The organism is Clostridium sp. FS41 (assembly GCF_000954015.1).
In the GTDB taxonomy this organism is placed as follows: domain Bacteria; phylum Bacillota; class Clostridia; order Lachnospirales; family Lachnospiraceae; genus Enterocloster; species Enterocloster citroniae.
On record NZ_JYHN01000006.1, the window covers coordinates 49,966 to 68,762 of the forward strand.

Annotated in this window: 16 protein-coding genes; 11 read left to right on the forward strand and 5 right to left on the reverse strand. The window is 51.3% G+C overall.

The window, feature by feature from the left end; translation table 11 throughout:
• The first annotated feature begins 101 nt into the window (after positions 1 to 101).
• From CLFS41_RS00580 to CLFS41_RS00590, 3 genes are read left to right on the forward strand one after another with little or no spacing between them, the layout of a single operon-like run.
• Positions 102 to 1,715, forward strand: a complete 1,614-nt coding sequence (locus tag CLFS41_RS00580) for a peptidoglycan-binding protein (RefSeq protein ID WP_007871168.1) — start codon at positions 102 to 104, stop codon at positions 1,713 to 1,715.
• Positions 1,716 to 1,742: 27 nt separating this feature from the next.
• The gene (locus tag CLFS41_RS00585; protein WP_007871169.1) at positions 1,743 to 2,438 is read left to right on the forward strand and encodes a response regulator transcription factor; all 696 of its coding nucleotides are present in this window, start codon (positions 1,743 to 1,745) and stop codon (positions 2,436 to 2,438) included.
• 8 nt (positions 2,439 to 2,446) lie between these two features.
• Positions 2,447 to 4,906: a HAMP domain-containing sensor histidine kinase gene (locus CLFS41_RS00590; RefSeq protein WP_045091125.1), complete on the forward strand. Its 2,460-nt coding sequence runs from the start codon at positions 2,447 to 2,449 to the stop codon at positions 4,904 to 4,906.
• A 143-nt stretch (positions 4,907 to 5,049) separates the two neighbouring features.
• On the opposite strand, the gene CLFS41_RS00595 is transcribed toward CLFS41_RS00590, so the two are convergent.
• From CLFS41_RS00595 to CLFS41_RS00615, 5 genes are all read right to left on the reverse strand, one after another.
• Positions 5,050 to 5,799 (reverse strand): aminoglycoside phosphotransferase family protein, encoded by a 750-nt coding sequence (locus CLFS41_RS00595; RefSeq protein WP_007871187.1) that lies wholly within the window; start codon positions 5,797 to 5,799, stop codon positions 5,050 to 5,052.
• 158 nt (positions 5,800 to 5,957) lie between these two features.
• Positions 5,958 to 7,922, reverse strand: a complete 1,965-nt coding sequence (gene glgB / locus CLFS41_RS00600) for a 1,4-alpha-glucan branching protein GlgB (RefSeq protein ID WP_045091126.1) — start codon at positions 7,920 to 7,922, stop codon at positions 5,958 to 5,960.
• Position 7,923: 1 nt separating this feature from the next.
• Complete coding sequence (locus CLFS41_RS00605) at positions 7,924 to 9,264, reverse strand: alpha-amylase family glycosyl hydrolase (RefSeq protein ID WP_007871192.1); 1,341 nt, start codon at positions 9,262 to 9,264, stop codon at positions 7,924 to 7,926.
• A gap of 55 nt (positions 9,265 to 9,319) precedes the next feature.
• Positions 9,320 to 9,583, reverse strand: a complete 264-nt coding sequence (locus tag CLFS41_RS00610) for a YaaL family protein (RefSeq protein WP_007871201.1) — start codon at positions 9,581 to 9,583, stop codon at positions 9,320 to 9,322.
• A gap of 70 nt (positions 9,584 to 9,653) precedes the next feature.
• Complete coding sequence (locus CLFS41_RS00615) at positions 9,654 to 10,007, reverse strand: metalloregulator ArsR/SmtB family transcription factor (protein WP_007871208.1); 354 nt, start codon at positions 10,005 to 10,007, stop codon at positions 9,654 to 9,656.
• Positions 10,008 to 10,273: 266 nt separating this feature from the next.
• Between CLFS41_RS00615 and CLFS41_RS00620 the strand changes: the two genes are divergently transcribed.
• The 8 genes from CLFS41_RS00620 (at position 10,274) to CLFS41_RS00655 (ending at position 18,795) form a co-directional block, all read left to right on the forward strand.
• Positions 10,274 to 10,906 carry a hypothetical protein gene (locus CLFS41_RS00620; protein WP_007871211.1) on the forward strand — a complete coding sequence of 211 codons (633 nt, stop codon included), beginning with the start codon at positions 10,274 to 10,276 and terminating at the stop codon, positions 10,904 to 10,906.
• Between the two features lie 87 nt (positions 10,907 to 10,993).
• Positions 10,994 to 11,983 carry a hypothetical protein gene (locus CLFS41_RS00625; RefSeq protein ID WP_045091128.1) on the forward strand — a complete coding sequence of 330 codons (990 nt, stop codon included), beginning with the start codon at positions 10,994 to 10,996 and terminating at the stop codon, positions 11,981 to 11,983.
• A gap of 354 nt (positions 11,984 to 12,337) precedes the next feature.
• A complete protein-coding gene (locus tag CLFS41_RS00630; protein ID WP_242856756.1) occupies positions 12,338 to 13,513 on the forward strand; it encodes a CpaF family protein in 1,176 nt (391 codons plus the stop codon).
• Between the two features lie 4 nt (positions 13,514 to 13,517).
• Entirely contained in the window at positions 13,518 to 14,318 is an 801-nt protein-coding gene (locus tag CLFS41_RS00635; protein WP_347467182.1) for a type II secretion system F family protein, read from the forward strand.
• Between the two features lie 35 nt (positions 14,319 to 14,353).
• Positions 14,354 to 15,634 (forward strand): hypothetical protein, encoded by a 1,281-nt coding sequence (locus CLFS41_RS00640; protein WP_045091240.1) that lies wholly within the window; start codon positions 14,354 to 14,356, stop codon positions 15,632 to 15,634.
• Between the two features lie 47 nt (positions 15,635 to 15,681).
• On the forward strand, positions 15,682 to 15,861 hold the full coding sequence (locus tag CLFS41_RS00645; protein WP_007871233.1) for a Flp1 family type IVb pilin: 180 nt from the start codon (positions 15,682 to 15,684) through the stop codon (positions 15,859 to 15,861).
• Positions 15,861 to 17,885 (forward strand): DUF5702 domain-containing protein, encoded by a 2,025-nt coding sequence (locus CLFS41_RS00650; protein ID WP_045091129.1) that lies wholly within the window; start codon positions 15,861 to 15,863, stop codon positions 17,883 to 17,885. The genes CLFS41_RS00645 and CLFS41_RS00650 overlap by 1 nt, the downstream gene beginning before the upstream one ends.
• Positions 17,886 to 18,078: 193 nt before the next feature.
• Positions 18,079 to 18,795 carry a hypothetical protein gene (locus CLFS41_RS00655; protein ID WP_227161383.1) on the forward strand — a complete coding sequence of 239 codons (717 nt, stop codon included), beginning with the start codon at positions 18,079 to 18,081 and terminating at the stop codon, positions 18,793 to 18,795.
• Positions 18,796 to 18,797 lie beyond the last annotated feature (2 nt).

The window sequence follows — 18,797 nt, forward strand, 5'->3', positions numbered from 1 at the left end:
GCTATTCCGTAAGAAATGTGTTAGAATAAATGTGATTTTAGCGTTTTAACCAAGGAAGAAAGTAATTCTTAAGCACGCTCCAGGAAGGATACGCACTTCACATGAATTTGAGGAATAGATATAGAAAATACATTACATATACGGGCACGGCCGGAATCCTGGCTTTGTCCATGACACTAAACGGCTGTACAAAAGGCGCGTCAGGTTCCGCGGAGGGCAATGCCACGCCGGCGGAGGCCACTGAGATCCAGGCTGTGCCTGAGACTATTGCACAGCTGGGGCTTCAGGGACAGGTCCTGCCCGGACTTAACGACATTGACCTGCCGGATGCGGAGCCGGCTCCGGAGTACCTGCGGATCGGTGTGCGTCATGAGATCGTAAAAAAGCTGCAGCAGCGCCTGATGGACCTGGGCTTTATGGATAACGATGAGCCAACGGATTATTTTGGTGAGATGACCCAAATGGCAGTGAAGCATTTCCAGAGGCAGAATGAACTGCCCATGGACGGCATTGTGGGAAATGTTACCTGGGATGCGATCATGTCCCCGGATGCCAAGTACTACGCGGTGTCCAAGGGAGCCCAGGGTGATGATATTGAGCGGATTCAGCAGCGTCTCTACGAGCTGGGATATCTGGCGACCGCGGATCTGGTGACCGGGAATTTCGGAGATTCCACGGAAGCGGCAGTCCTGAAACTCCAGGAGGTCAATGGTCTGGAGCAGGACGGCAAGGTTGGACAAAAGACCATCAACCTGATATACAGCGATGAGATCAGGCCCAACTTCCTGGCTTACGGGGAGAAGAGCGATGTGGTGCTGGCATGCCAGCAGCGCCTTAAGGAACTGGGATACCTCACCACCACGCCCGATGGCGCCTATGGTGAGGACACGGTTGTGGCGGTTAAGCAGTTCCAGGCCAGGAATGACCAGATCGTTGACGGTTATCTGGGGCCGTCCACAAGGATCGCCCTGAACAGTCCGGATGCAAGGGCCAACGGCCTGATGCTGGGCGAGCGGGGGGACGCTGTGACCAAGGTGCAGCAGCTGCTGAACAAACACGGATACCTTGTTTCAGGCAATATAACCGGATATTACGGCGAGGCCACGGAGCGGGCGGTGGAGAACTTCCAGTCCCGCAACGGACTTACGGCTGACGGCCTGGTGGGCGTTCAGACAATGGCTAAGCTGACCAGTGATAATGTAAGACGGCCGGCAGCCAATACAGGCGGTTCAGGAAGCCAGGGCGGCTCAGGCAGCCAGGGCGGTTCAGGCGGTCAGGGCGGTTCAGGCAGCCAGGGCGGCAGCACAAGCAAGCCGTCAGGCAATACTCCGCCGGCAGTGAGCAAGCCCGTTGGGCAGGGCGCAGGAGCATTGATCTCAGTTGCCTCCTCCAAGCTTGGAAGTCCATATGTGTGGGGGGCAAAGGGTCCCAATGCATTTGACTGTTCCGGCTTTGTATACTGGTGTCTGAACCAGGTGGGAGTTAACCAGAGTTACCTCACTTCCTCCGGTTGGAGAAATGCGGGAAGATATACAAAGATCACGAATTTTAATGATATACAGGCAGGTGATATTGTGGTTGTAAACGGCCATGTGGGAATTGCGGCAGGAGGCGGAACCGTGATCGATGCGTCCTCCAGTAACGGGCGTGTGGTACACAGAAGCCTGAGCCAGTGGTGGGCAAACAATTTCATCTGTGCTTGGAGGATTTTCTAGTACTGTTCATAACAAGGAGGGCTAAGGATGCAGACAATACTGGTATGTGATGATGATAAGCAGATCGTGGAGGCCATAGACATATATCTGACAGGAGAAGGATTTCAGGTGATCAAGGCTTATGACGGATATGAAGCACTGGAATACCTGGAAAAGGGGGAAGTGGATCTGCTGATTGTGGATGTAATGATGCCCGGCCTGGACGGGATCCGCACCACGCTTAAGGTGCGGGAGACCAGCAGTATACCCATCATTATACTTTCCGCTAAATCAGAGGATGCGGATAAGATCCTGGGACTGAATATCGGGGCGGACGACTACATAACCAAACCCTTTAATCCACTGGAGCTGGTGGCCAGGGTCAAGTCCCAGCTGCGCCGTTACACCCAGCTGGGCAATATGAACCAGCAGGCAGAAGGCCAGATCTTTAAGTGCGGCGGGCTTCAGATCAATGATGACAACAAAGAAGTGACAGTGGACGGGGAACCCATCAAGCTGACGCCCATTGAGTACAATATCCTTCTGCTTCTGGTGAAGAACGCGGGCAAGGTATTTTCCATTGATGAGATCTATGAGCAGATATGGAACGAGGAGGCCATTGGAGCGGACAACACAGTGGCGGTGCATATCCGCCATATCCGTGAAAAGATTGAGATCAATCCAAGGGAGCCGAAGTATCTGAAGGTGGTATGGGGTGTAGGATATAAGATTGAAAAGCAGTAGGTGGCTTTATGACAGAAGATAGACTGAAATTCAGGCGTAAGAAACAGATCCTGACCCTGGTCCACATATTCTTTGTGATGATCGCTGTGTTTGGGATCAGCGCCATGTATCTGAACTCCAATTACGGTAAAGGGATTAAGTGGATTTATGAGGAGGCTTATGAGGACTCCCCTAATTTCACCACCCAGCTTGCATCGGATGTGGAGCGTATCTTTACTTACGTAGGATACAAGGATATGTTTGAGACTGACGGTGAGCTGGATATGAACAAGGTCATTGTCAACTATACCAATGGTCCCGGTGAGACAGCTGAGATGACCCTGGATGAAATCGTCAGGTACATCAAAAAGCGGGGCTATTATCTGGATGAGAATTTTGAGTTAAAGGGATCCCCTATCTCCATGGATGACGAGGATGATGAAGAGATCACCGTGGATTTCCAGAGCACCAATCCCAACTTCGTGGATGCGGACGCAAGCGGGGAACGGATGACCAAAGAGGACCTGGCTCTGGATATCCTGGACCATCTGGGTGAATACTACACCATTTATAATAACTACATAGAGAATGAGACAAATTTGAGGTTCCGCATTGTGTATAGGGATGACAGCGGGAAGGAGAGCGTGTACACCAACGTGGAGAACATGTCCCTGGAGGACCTGAAAGGCGCGGGAAAATATCTCTATATCCCGGGAAACAGCATTAAGATGGAGACAAACATGCCCACCATCCCGGAAAATGCAGCCACCCTGCTGGAGATATGGAACCCCAATGGAAATGATAATTATTACATGGTCATTTCCGTGGATACCACTTACCCGTGCACGGATGCGTATTCCATGGCTGCATGGGAATACAGCGGCGGAAGACAGAACTTTATCCTGGGGATCGGCGGGATCATTGCCGGAGTGCTGGGCTGTATTGCCACACTGGCAGCCCTGATCCTGATGTCAGGCCATCTCACGCCGGAAAGCGATGAGATAAGGCTGTTCCCCATTGATGAGATCTATACCGAACTGTGCGTGGCCGTCTGGGCCGCCCTTACAGCCTTGTTCCTGCTGGGAGGAAGATATGTGGGCATACGCCTGTTCAGCCTGTTTGTGGCTGAAGGACAGTGGCCCTACTGGAATAAGGTGATCAAGGCCGTGATCATTTACGGCTGTCTGGTCCTGTTTTTCTTTAACATGCTGCGCCGGTATAAGGCCAGGACCCTGTGGAGCAACAGCCTTTTAAAGAAGGTTATTGACACGTTCAGGGAATATGTGCGCCATATCACATTTGCCGCTGGAATGGGACTTTGTTATTTCCTGTTTTTAGGCGCCAATGCAGTTATGCTGTGGGGGATCCTGTTCCTTTTCGGCTATGAAGGGGAACGGTTCGGCTTCCATGTGCTGCTCTATGGGTTGGCGGTGGTCCTTTTGGCAATGGATGGATATATATTCCACCAGATGTTTAAAAAGGCAGTGCAGAGGGATATATTGGATGCGGCGATCAGCAGCATTTCCCAGGGCAACACGCGGTATCAGATCGAGATGGGCAGTCTCACAGGCAAGGAAAGGGATATGGGCGAGCATCTCAACAACATCAGCAGCGGACTTGACTCAGCCCTTCAGCAGCAGGTAAAAAGCGAGCGCCTGAAGGCCGACCTTATCACCAATGTATCACACGATATCAAGACACCGCTTACATCCATTATCAACTATGTGGATCTGCTTAAGAGGGAGAAGATACAGGATCCCAAGATCGCGGCATATCTGGAAGTTCTGGACCAGAAATCCCAGCGCCTTAAGACGCTGACAGAGGATCTGGTGGAGGCATCCAAGGCCAGCTCGGGCAATATGAAGCTGGATATATCCGATATCGACCTGGTGGAGCTGGTCCAGCAGACCAACGGGGAATTTGAGGAGCGTTTTGTGATGCGCCGCCTGGAGCTGGTGTGCAATGTGCCTGATGAGGTGCTTATCATACAGGCGGACGGGCGCAGGCTGTGGCGTGTATTGGAAAACCTTTACACCAATGCGGTAAAGTATGCCATGGAGCACAGCCGCGTGTACGTGGATGTGTCAGAGGAAGACGGAAAAGCCGTGTTTACCATTAAGAATGTGTCTGAGAATCCGCTGAACATCAGGCCGGATGAACTGACAGAGCGCTTTGTCAGGGGAGATGTGGCCAGGACAACGGAAGGCAGCGGCCTGGGCCTCTCCATTGCAAAGAGCCTGACTGAACTGCAGAATGGCCAGTTCCAGGTTATCATTGACGGGGATCTGTTCAAGGCAATGGTGTCCTTCCCCATCATGCACGCAGAGCATAAGACGGAGAGGATCGGTGTTGATCCTGCTTCCGTTGAAGCAGCCGCAGCTGAGGAGACAGAGCAGGAAGAGGTCAGGCACGACAATGTGGTAGTGGATGTGGAGCTGATAGAAGTAGGAGATTCTTCCAATCATTTACAAAATGAGGAAGAAAGCTGATAAATATTTCACGAAGAAAATGACACAAACCACAAAAATGTAAAAAATATACAAATATAATTAGTTAATATTACAGCGAAAAAAGCCCCCGGAAATTCCTTCCCGGGGGCCTTTTTGAACCCTAAATAATGTGTAAGCAGATTTTATTGGTATTCAAATACATTAATCCAACTCTCTAACAGTTCCTTTTCCTCAGGACGTTTGTAAACCAGCTGGGCGGCGGCCACGATGGGCAGCCATCCCTGTACATAACGTTTCTCTGTGCCTGTTTTTTCACAGAACAGATCCATGTACATCTCGGCTTTCTTTTTGTCCTTTAAGGAGAGAAGGAGGTAGGTTCTGGCAACATCGGCACTTGCATTGCCCTGGGAAGCATGTACCCAGTCGATCACGTACCATTTGCCGTCATCGCCCACAATGATATTGGTTGGGTTAAAGTCGCCGTGGCACAGCTTGGTGTGCTTTGGCATTCCGTCCAGTCTGGTCATCAGTTCGTAGCGCAGGTTATCATCCAGCTGCTCCTCTGATTTCAAGGCGCGGATGGTCTTTTCCTTTAACTTATTAAGGAGTGGGCATGCCTGAGCATGGATCAGCAGGTGCAGATCCACCATCTTATCCATGTACTCCTCAAGCTTATCCGGATTCTCATCCATCAGCTGCTGAAGGGTCTTGCCTTCAACAAACTCCTTGATAATGGACCATTTGCCATCCACAACAGATACCCCCAGAACCTTCGGGATGTTCAGGGCTTCGATGGACTCCACACGCGCGTTGCACAGTGCTTCATTCAATACCTCAGCCTTTGGAAAGCCCTCACAGAATTCCTTGATGGCAGTGTTTCCGTCACGGTAAACGGATTTTGTTTCGCTACTGGAAATTAATTGTTTTGCCATAATTACACTCTCCTTCCACACATTATAAACGGTGCTGCGACATAATACCCATCGCACTGCCTTTATTCTACTACAACAAGGTCAAAAAGTACATACCCAATTTGATAAATATTTAACGTACTTTTTGGCCTTATATGACAATATTTCCTTATGATTTCCTAAAAACGGAAAATAGCTGTTCCGTATGGGGGAAGAGGATAGGAAAATGAATATGGCTGCCCATCACACTCGCCTTTGGAGGACTGGAAGCCGGGGGCTTCCGATGCCTTATAGGCGCCGTGGATGTTGTCCAGCAGCAGGGTGTATTTGCCTCGTTTGGGAACGCCCACCCTGTAATCCGGCCGTTCCACCGGTGTGAAGCTGATGATAAACAACAGGTTCTTTTTGCCTGTCTCATCCCTGCGCAGGAAGCTGAAGATACTGCGGTCCCCGTCATTGGCATTGATCCACTGGAACCCGTTCCAATCATTGTCCAAACGGTAGAGGGCGGGATATTTCTTGTATAAATGCAGCAGGTCCTTAACGTAATCCTGCAGCTCTTTGTGATCACCCTGGTCAGCCAGATACCAGTCCAGGGACACCTTCTCATCCCACTCATGAACCTGGGCAAAGTCCTGGCCCATGAACAGCAGCTTCTTGCCGGGATGTCCCATCATAAAGGTATATCCGGCCTTTAAGTTGGAGAATTTGTCCTGGTCCAGACCGGGCATCTTGTTGATCATGGAGCATTTTAAATGCACCACCTCGTCATGGGATAGTACCAGGATATAATTTTCACTGGTAAAATAGGTGAGTCCAAAGGTCATGCGGTGGTGGTTATATTTGCGGAAATAGGGGTCCAGCTTCATGTATTCCAGGAAGTCATGCATCCATCCCATGTTCCACTTAAAGGTAAAACCAAGCCCGTCCTCCTCCGGATGGGTGGTGACCTTGGGCCATGCCGTGGATTCCTCAGCGATCACCAGGGCTCCGTGGTTGCGTCCCTGCACCACGGTGTTCAGGTGTTTAAAAAATTCAATGGCTTCCAGGTTCTGGTTGCCGCCGTACTTGTTGGGAACCCACTGGCCCTCCTGGCGGCCATAATCCAGATACAGCATGGAGGCCACCGCATCCACCCGCAGGCCGTCCACATGGTATTGTTCCACCCAATAGAGCGCATTGCTGATCAGGAAATCCTTTACCTCATTCTTTCCGTAATCAAACACCTTAGTGCCCCAGTCCGGGTGTTCCCCCTTGCGCGGGTCCGCATATTCAAAGAGGGGCTCACCGTCAAAATCAGCCAGTCCATGGGCATCCTTTGGAAAGTGGGCAGGCACCCAGTCCAGGATGACCCCGATCCCGCTGCGGTGCAGGTAATTTATAAAATACATAAAGTCCTTGGGCATTCCGTACCGGGATGTGGGGGCGTAATATCCGGTGACCTGGTAGCCCCAGGAACCGTCAAAGGGGTGTTCCGCGATCCCCATCAGCTCCACATGGGTATAGCCCATCTCCTTGACATAAGCGGCCAGCTCATGGGCAGCTTCCGTATATGTATAGCAGCCATCCTTTTCCTCACGGTTCTTCTTGCGCCAGGAACCCAGATGGACCTCATAGATGCTTATGGGCATCTTCTGCACATCCTGGGCAGCGCGTTTTTCGATCCAGTCCTTGTCTGTCCAGTGAAAACCCTGTATATCCGTGGTGACGGAGGCGGTTCCGGGGCGGTATTCCGCGCTGAAGGCAAAGGGATCGGCCTTATAAAGGATCTTGCCGGATTCCGTGGTGATGGCAAACTTGTAGAGTTCTCCCATCTGCATTCCCGGATTAAAATATTCCCAGATGCCGGAGTCCGGTATCTTTGTCATGGGATTGGCTTCGGGGTTCCATCCATTAAAATCGCCAACCAGATGAACCTCCCTGGCATGGGGCGCCCACACCGCAAAGTAGATGCCCTCTTTCCCTTTATAGGTCTTGGGATGGGCGCCCAGCTTCTGGTAGATATCATAGTGGGTGCCGGCTCCGAACAGATAGCAGTCCAGGTCTGAGATAAATCCGGTGATCTGGGTTTTCTTCTTCTTTGCGGCGGATGCTGCCGGAGCAGACGGATTCTTGGTACCCGGATTGCGTTTATTAACTGCCATATCACTTATCCCCCTTTATTTTCAGGACAGCCCCCCGGTTGCCCTTTAATTTAACATGAACCTTTCCTCCTGTGATGGGCAGGATGGTATCTTCCTCCAGAAGGCTGACGGCCTCCGATGCCTGGATGGGTACGGGTATATCAAGCTCCGCTTCGTTGTCATCATTGTTGGCTGCCGTGATGATAACAGAACCTTCCCCGTGGCGGGCAAATGCGTACTGCCGGTTGGTCAGCAGCAGTTCCTGGTAACGTCCGCCGTGAAACTCCTGGTTCCCATCATGGATGCGGCCCATGGCTGACAGGAAATCCGTGAGCTCACAGTGCAGTTCATCCGCCTGGTCCATGGAAAACGCAGGGCGCAGGGCCTCGTCACTGGTATTGCTCCTTTTGCCTTCCACGCCCCATTCTCCGCCATAATAGATGGAAGGGATGCCCGGAAGGGTAAAGAGGCAGAGATAGATGGGAAACAGATGCTCCTTTAAGACCAGCTTGCTGGCGATCCTGTCCTCATCATGGTTGTCGACAAAGGTATAAAGCTGCCTTCCGATGGCTTCCAGGCGCCGTACATTGTGTGCGATCTCAAAAAAATTATGGTCATTAAAGCCGGAATAAAGGCTTTTGTGAAGTTCATAATTGGTAACGGAGTGAAGCATCTCCTGGTTGACCCAGCGGCTGTAATCCCCGTGGATCACTTCACCCATGAGCCAGAAGTCATCTTTCATGCCGGATGTAACACTGCGCATCTCCTTCATAAAATTAAAATCCAGGACATTGGCACAGTCCAGCCGGATCCCGTCTATATCAAATTCATCCACCCAGAACCGGATCACATCAAAAAGATAAGACCTGACTTCCGGGTTTGGCAGGTTCAGGCACGGAAGCTCAAAATGTCCCTGCCAGGCCTCGTATCCAAAGGAATCGCCGCAGGGGCTCTGCCAGTCAAAGCTGACCCCCCTGTACCAGTCCCTGTAAGGAGAATCCCACTTTTTCTCCTGGATATCCTTAAAAGCAAAGAATTCCCGGCCCGTGTGGTTGAACACTCCGTCCACCACCACTTTGATGCCGGAATCATGGCACTGCTTCACAAAATCCTTAAATGCCTGGTTATCCCCCAGACGGCGGTCAACCAGCTTGTAATCCCTGGTATCGTATCCATGGCTGGTGGACTCAAAAAGCGGCCCTATGTAGATGGCATTGCATCCAAGTGACTTAATGTGGGGAATCCACTGAAACAGTTCTTTAAAACGGCCTGCTGCCTTGGCCGGGTCATTGTGTTTAGGGGCTCCCGTCATCCCCAGGGGATACATATGATAGAATACTCCCCGCTCATACCAGGTGCTCATGTTGTTTTCCTCGCAATCTTTTAGTTTAGTTGTTCTATGGTGCGTGCCAGGAGTATTAATCCTCCTGGCTTTTGAATTTACGCAGTAAAAATTGGTACCGCAGCTGGGCGGCATTCAGTTCGTAAATGTAGCAGTCGATCAGTGTGGGGTCCACGGCCTGCTCAAAATGGTTTCTGGCAGCGTCAATGGCACACTGGGTACGCTCGATCTCGAACCGCAGACGGATCAGTTCCGGCCGGAGCTTTGCCGGCTTTCTGGATGGAACAGCGCCGGCCTTGGCCGCGGCTGTTTCCCTGACTGCTTTTAAAATATCAAACATATTGTTCATCTCCCAGATATTGATAGAAATAGTATATCTGGAAAATGACATCTTATGCATGTGCAGGAATTTAATACATGAATTCCTCCAGCCGGTAACCAAGCTCCATAAGCTTCCGGTTGGACTCCCTCAGGGTGAGGTAATAATAATTGGCTGTCCCTTCCTGGCGCACACCCACAAGTCCCGCATCCTTTAAAATCTTCAAGTGATGGGAGATAGCCGGGCGGGACAGGCTGGTCCGCTGGGTGATCTCATTTACGTTCAGGGCATGATCTTCAAAGATAACAGGGCCGGTGGGACGTTCCGGGCCCATGGCCTCCTCTGTCAGTACTTCCACAATGGACAGACGCATCTCATCCCCCAGGGCGATGAATAAAGGCATGCATAGGTGGAAACGTTCCTGAAGTTCCCGGGCAGTTGTCATCTGCCATTCCTCCTTTGGTTTAAAAATTTGAACCAACTTTATTTTACCATTTATACAGGGGAAGGTCAAGGTGATCAGCTGTGAAATACTCAAATTTTACCCTTGACATTTTCATTAATATCACTCATAATGGAACAACATTCAAGACATTCTTTTTTATAACAATCTAGGTGATCAAGTGTAAGTGATCTGTCCGGATCGGACAGGAATTTCCAAAGGAACAGGAACAAACAAATTTACAAATGGAAAGGGGGAAGTATGGGATTTTGTCTGACTGCATACTGCTGGCCGTGCTTGCTTGCTGCGCATTTTGGGATGTAAGGGAACATCGGATACCCAATCAGGCAGCAGGGTGGGGCGCGGTTCTGGGTCTGGGATGCACCTGCTTTTTTTCGGGAACGGAGCACTTATTACCGGGAACAGGACACTTATTACCGGGAACAGGACACTTGATACCGGAAACAGGGCACTTGGGACTGGGAACAGGGCATTTGGGTCTTGGTCTGGACGGTGCGCTGATCCTGTGGACCGGGGCTGGTTTTTTAGGCAGGATGGTCCTTGTGTGGGGACTGGGATTTCCCTTTTTTGCACTGCGTATGACCGGGGCAGGGGATATTAAGGTAATGGGACTCATTGCCGCTTATATGGGAATGAGGGATGGAACAAGGGCCATTGCGGCCGGGTTATGTCTGGGAGCTGTTCTGGCTCTTGGCAAGATGCTGTTTCATGGCAGCGTTTTTCAAAGGTTTCTGTATTTATCAGCCTATATCAGGCGGATGCTCCAAAGTAAGAACATTGAACCATATTATTGTCCCCAAAGGGACGGGAATGCCTGCGTGATTCCGCTGGGAGCCTGTCTGTTTGCAGGCACTTTACTTACGGTCTTGTGGAAAGGATGACTGAGTGTCAGAACCGGCCTCCTCCGGAAACTTAGGAAAGAGTTTCCCGGAGCGCCGGGATTTTGAAGGGAGGCAGCGTATAAATTCATGATAAGGGTTTTGGCAGTATTTGGGATGGACCCGTCCTATGGGGAACGGTTTGCTGATTATGTAAACCAAAAAGAGAAGATACCTTTTACGGCCATGTCGTTTTCCAGTGTGGAAAAACTCCGTCAGTACGGTGAGGAACATGTGATAGAGATCCTTCTGGCAGATGAAGATGCGAGGGAGCTGGTAAGGGATGTAAAAGCGAAGCAGATCATGGTGTTGTGCCAGGGAGAGCTGGTGGAGGAGAAGGAAGAGTTTCCGGCAATCTATAAGTACCAGTCAGGGGACTGCGTGATGAGGGAGGTCATGGCCCGCTACTGCAGTCAGCCCATGGAGCCCGCCCTGGCCCTTCTGGGGTCAAGGGCAGTGGTAATAGGGATCTATTCCCCTGTAAACCGGTGCTTAAAGTCATCCCTGGCCCTTACCATGTGCCAGCAGATGGCCCGGCAGGAGGCTGTATTGTATATGAATCTGGAGGAGTATTCAGGATTTTCCAGGCTGGTGTGCGGCGATTACAGGGCCGACCTGTCAGATGTGCTTTATCTTTACAGGCAGGGGACATATAACTGGATGCGCCTGAAATCCATGGTGCACAACTGGGGGAGTATGGACTACATACCTCCGGTGCGGTATGGGGAGGATCTAAGCCAGGTAACGCCGGAGGAGATGGCTATGCTCATAGACCGCATTGCACGTGAGAGCGGATACGACAAGGTGGTGGTGGATGTGGGGCAGATGGGGCGCGGGGCGCTGCCGGTCCTGTCCGTGTGTGATGTTGTCTACATGCCTGTCAGGGAGGACTGCGTTTCAGCTGCCAAAATTGAGGAATTTGAGGAGTATCTGGAAGCGGCGGATGACGGGTCCGTCAGGGAGCGGATACAGAAGCTGAAACTTCCAAGGATGGGAAGCGTCATCCGGCGGGAGGGGTATCTGGAACAGCTGTTGTTTGGGGAATTGGGGGATTTTGTACGGCAGCTTTTAACAAAGTGAGGGGGATTTTCTCCGCCGCTATTAATTGAGGAATTAATCGCCCAACCTGCCCCGGTTACAAGACGTACCAGGAAATTTTAAGAGCGCACCAGGAGATAAAGGAGGTATTTGCTGACAGTGGCCCATGATAGAAAGGCAGTTGGAGACAGCAGGCGTCAGGCGGCCCGGGAGGTCCGTAACAGGATTGATGCGGAGTACGGAAGGGAGGAGGCAGGAAGGCGGGCAGAATCAGAATGGGCAGAATCAGGGCGGGCAGAATCAGGGAGCCTTTCCGGACGGGAAGCAGAAAACGGAGCAGAAAGGGAAACCGGGAGGAACCGGGATGGGGTACGCGCCAGACTGCGGGGACGGATCATGGAGGAGCTTACAGAGTGCCGCAATATGGATGACCAGGAATTGCTGGAGCGCATTGACACTGCGATCCGTGACATGGGGCAGGGAATCTATATTCCTTTAAAAGAGAGGATCTGGCTGAGAGGAAGCCTTTATGACAGCTTCCGCCGCCTGGATATTCTGCAGGAGCTGATTGATGACAGGTCTGTGTCCGAGATCATGGTCAATGGGGCAGGAACAATATTCATTGAAAGAAACGGTAAGGTGGAACTCTGGAAGGGCAGGTTTGATAAGCCTGAACAGCTGGAGGACATAATCCAGCAGATCGTGGGCAGGGTCAACCGGGTGGTCAATGTGTCCTCGCCCATTGTGGATGCCAGGCTGGAAGACGGCTCCAGAGTCCATGTGGTGCTGCCTCCCGTGTCGCTGGACGGTCCGGCTGTAACCATCCGCAAATTTCCCGAGCCCATTACCATGGAGAAGCTCATCCGTTTTGGCGCGGTTACCCGGGAGGGGGCGGAGTTCCTTCAGAAACTGGTGGAAGCAGGATATAACATGTTTATCAGCGGGGGGACCAATTCGGGAAAGACAACCTTTTTAAACGCATTGTCAGCGTATATCCCCACCGGCGAAAGGGTTATTACCATTGAGGATTCCGCAGAACTCCAGATTACCCAGGTGCCCAACCTGGTTCGTATGGAGACCAGGAACGCCAACACGGAAGGGGAAGGTGAGATAACCATGAGCCAGCTGATCCGGGCATCCCTTAGGATGAATCCATCAAGGATCATTGTGGGAGAGGTCAGGGGAAAGGAGACACTGGACATGCTTCAGGCAATGAACACAGGGCATGCAGGGTCGCTCTCCACCGGACATGGCAACAGCCCAAGGGATATGATCAGCCGGCTGGAGACCATGGTGCTGATGGCAGCAGAGCTTCCCCTGGCTGCCATCAGGAGCCAGATTGCGTCCGCGCTGGATGTGATGATCCATTTGGGAAGACTCAGGGACGGGAGCAGGAAAGTACTAAGTATCACAGAGATTGGGGAATGCAGGAATGGAGAAGTGGAACTGGAACCATTGTACGAATATGACAGGGAGAAGGGGATTCTCAGGAAAAGGGGAGAGCTCACGTACAGGGAAAAGCTTGGAGCAGCAGGATATTGCCAGAGGAGGGAGGAGGGGAAGACGGGATGAAACGGTGACAGGACAAAAGAAGGGCCGGTGGATTGGGCCGGGGCCTAATCCGGGAAACAGACGGTCCGCAGACTACCGGTGCTACCGGCTGTCTCCACGGGAGTGGCTGCTGTACGGTGCATGGGGACTGGCGGTTTGTGGATTGACAGCCTATACATTTTATCGAAGCATGACAATGTTTCTTATATTGCTTCCGGCAGGCCTGCTCTATCCTGTTTATAAAAAAATGGATCTGAAGCGGGAACGGACCCGGCAGCTGGGGCTTCAGTTTAAGGAAGCAATTTTGGTTCTGGCCTCATTTTTGGGAGCCGGATACTCCCTGGAAAACGGGCTGGCCATGAGTGTGGCCGAACTGGAAGGGCTGTATGGGAAGGAAGGGATGATCACACGGGAGTTTACCATTCTCAGCGCAGGGGTCAGAATGAACAGACAGCCGGAACAGCTTCTTATGGAGTTTGGTTCCAGAAGCGGACTTGAGGACGTGGATAATTTTGCCCAGGTATTTGCAGCTGCCAGAAGGAGCGGAGGGGAGCTGGTGGAAATCATTCATTACACGGCCGGGATTATCAGGGATAAGGTGCAGGTACAGGAGGAGATCCACACCATGACCGCATCCAGGGTATTTGAGCAGAAGATCATGAACGGGATTCCATTTTTGATCATTCTTTACATAGATTTTACCTCACCGGGTTTTTTCCGGGTGATGTATGAGACTGTTATGGGAAGATGCATCATGACGGCCTGCCTGGCAGTATATGCAGGAGCTTTGGTCCTGGCGAAAAAGATATTGGAGATTGAGGTGTAGAGAATAAAGACATAACAAATGGGGTGATGGATCAGGTGGAGAACACCTTAATAAGGTTTGTGAGCCGGGGGGTGGGCAAATGGGGGAAATGGGACAAATGGAGGAAATGGAAAAGCCAATTCATGTGTGTGACCCTGGGGCTTGCTCTGGGAGTTGTGGCTCATCTTATGGCAGGGATGGAGCAGGACCTTGCCCAGGGATATATCCTTAAACGCAACTCTTATGGGCAGGGGGATACGCCATATCAGCTTCTGGTAAGGGGACTTGAAGCGGATGAGGTGGCGCTGGATCTCAACCTGTCGGAACGCACTTATACAAGGGAAGAAGCCCACAGGGTTTATGAAGCCATTATGGAGCAGCTTCCCGGGTATATACTGGCTGATAACGGTTCGCTGAAGGATGTAAGGAGCAACTTGGATCTGATCACATCCCTGAATCAATACGGCGTCCGTCTCAGATGGGAGTCCGACAGTCCGGAGCTTGTTAATTCCTTTGGGGAAGTAAATAATGAGAGCCTGGATGATGAGGGGAGCCAGGTATGCCTGAGAGTCCGCATGACAGAGGGGCGGTGGCCGGAAGAATACGCTGTATCCATAGAAGTAAAACCGCCTTTGCTCACAGAGCAGGAACAGGTCCGCAAGGCCTTCTTAAATTTACTGTATGATGAGGATGAACGTCAAAATACCCAGGAGACAATGAAATTGCCGGATTCATTCCAGGACAGGAGCCTGAGCTACAGCAGCAGGAAGGAATCCTCCTTTTTCTCTATGACAGGCCTGGGGGCAGCGGCAGCATGCATGTTCAGTTTAAAAGAGAAAAGGGATATCAAAAAAAAGGAAGAAGTAAGGAAGCAGCAGATGACGCTGGACTATCCGGAAATCCTGTCCCGTCTCATCATATTTCTGGGTGCCGGAATGAGTATAAGGACGGCATGGGATAAGATCGCATTCGAGTATCAGGACATGGTTGCATCGGGAAGAAGAACGCCGAGGCATGTATACAGGGAAATGTATGAGACCAGCTGCCAGATCAGGAGCGGTGTATCTGAGGGGAAGGCGTTTGTGGAATTTGGCGGACGGTGCGGCCTGCAGTCCTATATTAAGCTCAGCGGACTTTTGGAGCAGAACAGGAAGAATGGTTCAAAGAACCTGAGGGATACATTAAAGCTGGAGATGGCAGAGGCATTTGAGCAGAGAAAACACCAGGCAAGAAGACTGGGGGAGGAGGCCGGAACCAGGCTGTTGCTGCCGCTGTTCATGCTGTTATCTGTTGTAATGATCATGATCGCGGTGCCCGCATTAATGGAATTTGGGTAGGGCATATGGGGAATGAGAACAGTTCATAGGAGGAGAGAGGTGATTGTATGGAACTTAGAGAGCAGCTGAGGGCATTTTTCAGGGAAGAGCAGGGAGTTGGAGTGATCGAGCTGGTGCTTGTACTGGTGGTGCTCATCGGTCTTGTGATCATTTTTAAGAAACAGATCATAACGCTTTTGGAAAATATTTTTAAGGAGGTCAACAGCCAGTCGAAAGAGGTGTATTAATGGGGGAGAAGGGTGAGATCACCGTATTTCTCGCCATGATCCTGGTAAGTGTCTGCGCCCTGCTGTGCGGGATGGCGGAATCCGTCCGGACAGCAGGGGCCAGATGCTATCTCAGGATGGCGGTGGATTCGTCCATGGATTCCCTTATGGCTCAGTATCACAGGGAATTGTGGAAGCAATACAGGATCCTGGGGTTAGAGTATGACAGTCCCCAGACCCTGGAAAGGGAGCTGGGGGAATTTCTTACCCCTTATATGAACGCACAGAACTGGTATCCCATGAAGATATCCTGCACGGAGGCAAAGGATATCATTGCCCTTACAGAGGGAGAGGGACGGTATCTGGAACAGGAAATCCTGGACTATATGAAGTATGGCCTGCTGGATACGGATTGGGATGAGCTGGATGAATCAGGGGCGGATGCACTCTTTAAGACATGGAAAGAGGGAGGAAGTGTAAGCCGGGTATCCGGCCTCTATACAGCCCATTCCAAAGAAGCGGTCCTGCTGGAGAAGGCTCTGGAAAAGATAGATGACGGACTGAAATCCCAGAGTGAATGCTGGTCCCGGGCCGGACAAGCATTGGAATGGCTGGATGGTTCCGGATTTATTTCCCAGGCGGAGCGCATGTGCAGGGAGCTGGAAAAGCTGCCCGCACTGGTGGGAGCTTATGAAAAAAAGGCGGATCAGCTGGCTGAACGCTTGGGGGAAAGCCGCAAACAGTTTGAGAATGAGAGACAGGAATTAAGTTCCGGGGTTCAGGCTGCATTTGAGGATGAGATCGCTCAGTATGAATCCTACGTATCCCATGACGGGCAGCGCCGCCGGGAGGTGGTGCGTCTCAGGGAATACGGACCTGACCGGATCCAGTGGATCAGAGGAGCCATTTCCATGGCCGGGGATGTGATGGACTATATAGACAGCTGGGAGCCGGAGGATGAAGATGACGAACTGGATGAGGCGGCGCTGTGGCGGCCTGTGGCGGCTCATTGGAGCGGATACGCCATGCTTTCCCTGGGAATTGAGTTTGGAGTTAAGGATAAAGAAAAGGAGGATTTCCTGGAGCAGGTGGGGAGACTGGTATCAGGAGGGATCCTGGAGCTGGTCCTGCCGGAAGGGACGGTGGTTTCAGGCAGGAAGCTTTCGCTGGACACAGTGCCCTCAGCATCAGTAATGAGGGAAGATGAAGCCGGCAGGGAGGGACTTTTGATCGGGGCAGAAAACCTGCTGCAGCGCCTTCTGGTAGGTGAATATGATATACGGTTTTTCAAGGGCTTTCAAAAGGAAATGCAGGACCAGGGATTTTATGAACTGGAATATATTGTCCATGGGGCAGACGGGGACAGGGAGAACCTGGCCGGAGTTATCTCGCGTCTGGTGGCATTAAGGGAAGGCATGAACCTGATCCACATTTTCTCCGATCCCGGTAAGCGCCAGAAAGCGCGTAGTCTGGCGCTGGCTATTGTGGGAGGAAGCGGTGTGCTTCCCCTTGTCTCGCTGACTGCATTTTTAATCATGTCCGTATGGGCGTTGGGGGAAGCTCTCATGGATGTGAGATGCCTGTTAGACGGCGGAAAAGTACCTGTGTTAAAAACCAGGGAGGACTGGAGACTGAGCTTGGATGAGCTGCTTTCCATAGGTAAGAACAGAGGTCTGGGAGATATGGGATCATGGGATGGAAAAACAGGAGGACTGAGTTATAAGGGATATATGCGTATTCTTATATTCGGCAGTTACAAAGCGGATCTGGTGTACCGCATGATGGATGTCATGGAGATTAATATAGGAAAGAAGCAGAGCGGGTTTTCCATGGAGCGCTGTGCATGTAATGTGGAAATGGAAGCCACGGTCAGTGGAAAACATGTATTTTTTTCAGCAGGGTTGTGGAAAAGCCAAATGGGGGACAGGGGACCCGGGTATGAAACGCGTATAGGCGTATCAGGCAGCTATCTGAACGATCCAAAATCCGGAAAGGAGGCCTATGATGATGCCCTTTTTTCAAGCAGCCTTTTATTCAGCGCATAATTCCTTTAAGAAACAAACAGAATTCGCACCTCTCCAAGTACGAAACAATAGAAGAATCCTTGTATATGAAGCTCTATGCTGTGAAAAAAGGGCATTATCATGGGCCTCCGGTTTTGAGGCCGGAAGTCTTACCCTGGAAGCGGCCATGTGCCTTCCCCTGTTTTTGTTCGTGTGTATCTGCATGATGATGCCTATGAAAATGATAAACCGGCAAAGGCAGATACAGGCCGTGGTGGAATCCGTGGGGGAGGAACTGAGCCAGTATGCGTATGTGGAGTACTGCCTTTTATCAGGGGATGAGGATCAGGTGGATACAGAACGGACGGATGGGGAGGAAGTGACCGCCCTTCTGGCATCCGGGTATGCGGCTATGAAAATCCTGGGACAGATCGACAGAAATTGGGTGGAATCAGTATCATTTGATGGGACCGATATTGGGACAGATGATATGGTGCACATTATGATGAAGTACAGGATGAAGCTTCCTTTTTCCGTATTGGGTCTGGACAGCGTTCCGGTGCAGCATGTGTGCAGCCGCAGGATGTGGAATGGAGCGGACGGAGGACGAAACAAAGATGGGGGAATGTCCGGCGGACAAGAGGATGAAACGGTTTATATTGGCAAAAACTCTACCCGCTTTCACAGGAGGAGGACATGCCATTATCTTTATAATGATCTTAAGGCAGTGGCGGCCGGTGAGGTGGACTCCCTGCGCAACCAGTCGGGGGCAAGGTATGCACCGTGTAAGACATGTAAAACAGGATCGGAGGGGGGGATGGTATATGTCATGCCCTATGGAACCAGTTACCATTTATCAAAGACATGCGCTTCCATTATAGCATATGTTCAGGCGGTTCCCCTTTCACAGGCGGAGCATCTGGGGGCGTGTTCATATTGCGGAGGAGAATAGAT

What these genes read in the sequence shown, in the direction of transcription:
- glgB (WP_045091126.1), bottom strand. Translation starts at nt 7,922, where the DNA reads ATGGCAGTTAATAAACGCAATCCGGGTACCAAGAATCCGTCTGCTCCG.
- CLFS41_RS00580 (WP_007871168.1), top strand. Translation starts at nt 102, where the DNA reads ATGAATTTGAGGAATAGATATAGAAAATACATTACATATACGGGCACG.
- CLFS41_RS00645 (WP_007871233.1), top strand. Translation starts at nt 15,682, where the DNA reads ATGGAACTTAGAGAGCAGCTGAGGGCATTTTTCAGGGAAGAGCAGGGA.
- CLFS41_RS00615 (WP_007871208.1), bottom strand. Translation starts at nt 10,007, where the DNA reads ATGACAACTGCCCGGGAACTTCAGGAACGTTTCCACCTATGCATGCCT.
- CLFS41_RS00630 (WP_242856756.1), top strand. Translation starts at nt 12,338, where the DNA reads ATGGAGGAGCTTACAGAGTGCCGCAATATGGATGACCAGGAATTGCTG.
- CLFS41_RS00655 (WP_227161383.1), top strand. Translation starts at nt 18,079, where the DNA reads ATGAAAATGATAAACCGGCAAAGGCAGATACAGGCCGTGGTGGAATCC.
- CLFS41_RS00590 (WP_045091125.1), top strand. Translation starts at nt 2,447, where the DNA reads ATGACAGAAGATAGACTGAAATTCAGGCGTAAGAAACAGATCCTGACC.
- CLFS41_RS00650 (WP_045091129.1), top strand. Translation starts at nt 15,861, where the DNA reads ATGGGGGAGAAGGGTGAGATCACCGTATTTCTCGCCATGATCCTGGTA.
- CLFS41_RS00610 (WP_007871201.1), bottom strand. Translation starts at nt 9,583, where the DNA reads ATGTTTGATATTTTAAAAGCAGTCAGGGAAACAGCCGCGGCCAAGGCC.
- CLFS41_RS00605 (WP_007871192.1), bottom strand. Translation starts at nt 9,264, where the DNA reads ATGAGCACCTGGTATGAGCGGGGAGTATTCTATCATATGTATCCCCTG.
- CLFS41_RS00595 (WP_007871187.1), bottom strand. Translation starts at nt 5,799, where the DNA reads ATGGCAAAACAATTAATTTCCAGTAGCGAAACAAAATCCGTTTACCGT.
- CLFS41_RS00585 (WP_007871169.1), top strand. Translation starts at nt 1,743, where the DNA reads ATGCAGACAATACTGGTATGTGATGATGATAAGCAGATCGTGGAGGCC.
- CLFS41_RS00625 (WP_045091128.1), top strand. Translation starts at nt 10,994, where the DNA reads ATGATAAGGGTTTTGGCAGTATTTGGGATGGACCCGTCCTATGGGGAA.